Here is a 2,942-nt window from a genome sequence, read left to right on the forward strand (position 1 = left end):
AACGCACCGCTTTCGCTGAATCCGGATTCAACCAGCACGGTCTGTCCGTAGTACATGATCGAATTGATCCCGGTAAGCTGCTGGGCCACGCCGAGCCCGATGCCGACAAGCAGGATGCGCAGGAGGTTGCGGTTGCTGAGGATGGCACGCCAGCCAACCTCGTTCGACTTCTCGGTCCGCGCAATGTATTCGACCTCGGCAAGTTCGGCCGCCGCCCGCTCCTGGGAGCGCACCGTCTTCAACACGGCCAGCGCCTCGTCCCGGCGCCCCTTCTCCACCAGCCAGCGGGGCGATTCAGGCATTCGCAGCATTCCGAAGAATAGGGCGACCGCCGGCACCGCGCACACCGCGAACATGATCCGCCACACGCCCTCAATATGGCCGAACAGCCCGCCAATGATCGCATTGATAATGAAGGCAGCAAGCTGGCCGACAACGATCGCGAGTTCATTCCGGCCCGAGAGCGAACCCCGGATTTCGTAGGGCGCCAGCTCCGCCAGGAAAACGGGAACGACCGCGGAAGCGCCGCCCACAGCAAGGCCCAGCATGATGCGCCCGGCGACCAGCACCTCGAAGTTGGGGGTGAAAACAACAGCGAGCGTTCCCGCGAAAAACAGCACCGCGAGCAGGATGATCGTCTTGCGCCGGCCCCAGCCATCGGAAATCCGACCGCAGGAAATCGCGCCGAGCGCGGCGGCGAAAACCAGCGAACTGGTGACGATGCCTTCAGTCAAGGCGGTCAGGCCAAGCTCTGCCGTCATAGGGCGGAGGGCGCCATTGATGACGCCCGTGTCGTACCCGAAGAGCAGGCCACCAAACGTGGCAACGAGGGCCACCAGACCCAGGCGCTTCCGATGCGGCCCTCCCGTCAGGGGCGGGAGGTTGGCGCCGTTCACAACATTGCGTGCAGTGGAATGGGAACTCATGAGACTCCTTTGTCGTCGCATCCTGCGATGTGGATCACAGCTAGCCTAACGCGCGAAAGAGACTTTGTCAGGTCATACTCTCAAGAAAGTTTGCTTCGCCGGCGCGCATGCCATCATTGATCCCATGCACAGCTCGGATCCGGCGGCCACCAGGAAAGCGGTGACACAAAACGACGTTGCCCGGGAGCTAGGAGTTTCGCGCACCCTGGTTTCCTTCGCCATGCGCGGTGCTCCCGGCGTCAGCGAAGACATGCGTCAACAGATCCTGCGGACCGCCGGCTTACTCGGGTACCGCCGCAACGTCGAGGCCGCGGATCTCGCCCGCAAGCGGCCCACTGCGGTGGGCCTGCATCTCATGGATCTGCATAATGACGTTTACGCTGACATCTTCAGTGGTGTGCAGGAAGCACTCAGTGGAACCGGCTCCCGCTTGGTCATCGGCGTCAACGCCACACCGTACCGGCCCGGTCCCGGCGTCCTGGACCCGTTACTCGAGAGCAAGGTGGGCGTTGTCATCGCTGCGACCCTGCTGGATTCCGACGACCATATCCGGGAATTGAACCGCACGGTTCCGCTGGTCAACGTCACCCGCTCAGTGCCCGGCGTCGACAGCATCCATTCCGACGACATCAGAGGAAGCCGCCTGGCAACGGAGCACCTTCTCAGGCTGGGCCACAGGAGAATAGCCCACCTGTGCGGGCCCTCCTTCGAGGGACACTTGGAGCGCCGCATCGGGTACAGGCGAACCATGCTGGCGCACGGCCGTGATCCCGTGTTCATCGAAGCCCCGGGTTTCGGACGTTCCGATGCCGCGGCCGTTGCGGTCGAAGCACTTTCCGCGGCTCCGGGCGAACGGCCGACCGCCGTTTTTGCGCACAGCGACGAACTGGCCCTTGGCGTCCGGGAAGCCGCCGCTTCGCTTGGCCTGTCGGTCCCGGGCGATCTTTCCCTCGTTGGCTATGACAACTCCCGGGTCGCAACACTTCACGGAATCGAACTGACCAGCGTCGACCTGCACGCCCGCGAGCTTGGTCGCGCCGCGGGACAGGCAGCGCTGGAGCGCATCCGATACCCTGCGTTGCCGGCCGTCGACTTCACACTGAGCCCCACGCTGGTCATCAGGAGTTCCACGGCACCTCCACACTGAAGCCGGTCGCCGCCGCGTCCAGCGGCGTCTCGCCGAAACGCCGCTCGGCCAGCGACCTCATTCAGGCCTGCGAACGCCGCGGACCATTCTTCGGACATGCTCCGGGGTGAGCCCGGTGAGGGACGCCAATTCGAAGAGGTCCAGTGCACCTTCCCGGTGCGCGCCAGCCACGAGGGCCTGCCGCTCCTCCTCCAAAGCGAGCCGTGCCGCACTGGCCTCCGCCAGCTCACAGGCGATCTGCCCCAATTGCTCCAGCCGGCTTTCGCGGCTCACGCCCGACGGCGGTCCCTCGCCCGGATCTCCGACGGCGGTCCGTACCACCCACGTCGAGACGCCCAGTGCCGCCGCGATTTTCGTAACCGGAAGGCGGTCCTGCACGCACTCGGCGATGAGGTCGTTCCGGCGGACGATCAGCGCGCGGTAACCGCTGTCGGCCTGCGCCAGCCGCTGTCTCTGCCGTGCGAACTCCGAACGGAGACGTGCGGCGTCGTCCTCCGTGCCGCCGTCGCGGTCTGGAACAGCGCGCCGCGAGGCGCCGTAACGGTACCCGCCCGCAAGCGAAGAGGCACGGCGCTTCAGCTGGACATCCATGCAAGAACGCTAGCCCCACGGCCGGGCCCTGGAACAATACAAAAACCGCGTGAATCCATAAGCAAAATCAATCCCTGGAACCGCGTGAACCCATAAGGATGCCTTATCAGTCCACGCACATTTGGTCTTATCCATGCGGCTTTTGCATACCTAGGCTCGAAGGGAGCCCCCACTAGCCCCTTCGGAGGAACCATGCCCGAGCAATCATCGGCACCGTACGAGCCGGCGTCCCGCGTCCGCCGCATCAAGTCATCGCCCAGTGTCGCCGCCGCGGCCCG

The 2,942-nt window shown here is 64.8% G+C and carries 3 protein-coding genes; 1 reads left to right on the forward strand and 2 read right to left on the reverse strand.

Annotated features, from left to right (window positions below; all coding sequences use genetic code 11):
• The coding region (locus BIU82_RS11780) for an MFS transporter (RefSeq protein WP_139146592.1) at window positions 1-926 on the reverse strand (926 nt) is incomplete at its 3' end.
• A gap of 124 nt (window positions 927-1,050) precedes the next feature.
• On the opposite strand from BIU82_RS11780, the gene BIU82_RS11785 reads away from it, so the two are divergent.
• Complete coding sequence (locus BIU82_RS11785) at window positions 1,051-2,073, forward strand: LacI family DNA-binding transcriptional regulator (protein WP_070349666.1); 1,023 nt, start codon at window positions 1,051-1,053, stop codon at window positions 2,071-2,073.
• 57 nt (window positions 2,074-2,130) lie between these two features.
• Here BIU82_RS11785 and BIU82_RS11790 read toward each other — a convergent pair whose 3' ends face one another.
• A complete protein-coding gene (locus tag BIU82_RS11790; RefSeq protein WP_070349667.1) occupies window positions 2,131-2,664 on the reverse strand; it encodes a hypothetical protein in 534 nt (177 codons plus the stop codon).
• Window positions 2,665-2,942 lie beyond the last annotated feature (278 nt).

The sequence above is a fragment of the Arthrobacter sp. SW1 genome (assembly GCF_001766675.1).
In the GTDB taxonomy this organism is placed as follows: Bacteria; Actinomycetota; Actinomycetes; order Actinomycetales; family Micrococcaceae; genus Arthrobacter.

Bases quoted from the DNA above. Each gene is read 5' to 3' on its own strand.
- BIU82_RS11785 (WP_070349666.1), top strand. From the start codon at position 1,051: ATGCACAGCTCGGATCCGGCGGCCACCAGGAAAGCGGTGACACAAAAC.
- BIU82_RS11790 (WP_070349667.1), bottom strand. From the start codon at position 2,664: ATGGATGTCCAGCTGAAGCGCCGTGCCTCTTCGCTTGCGGGCGGGTAC.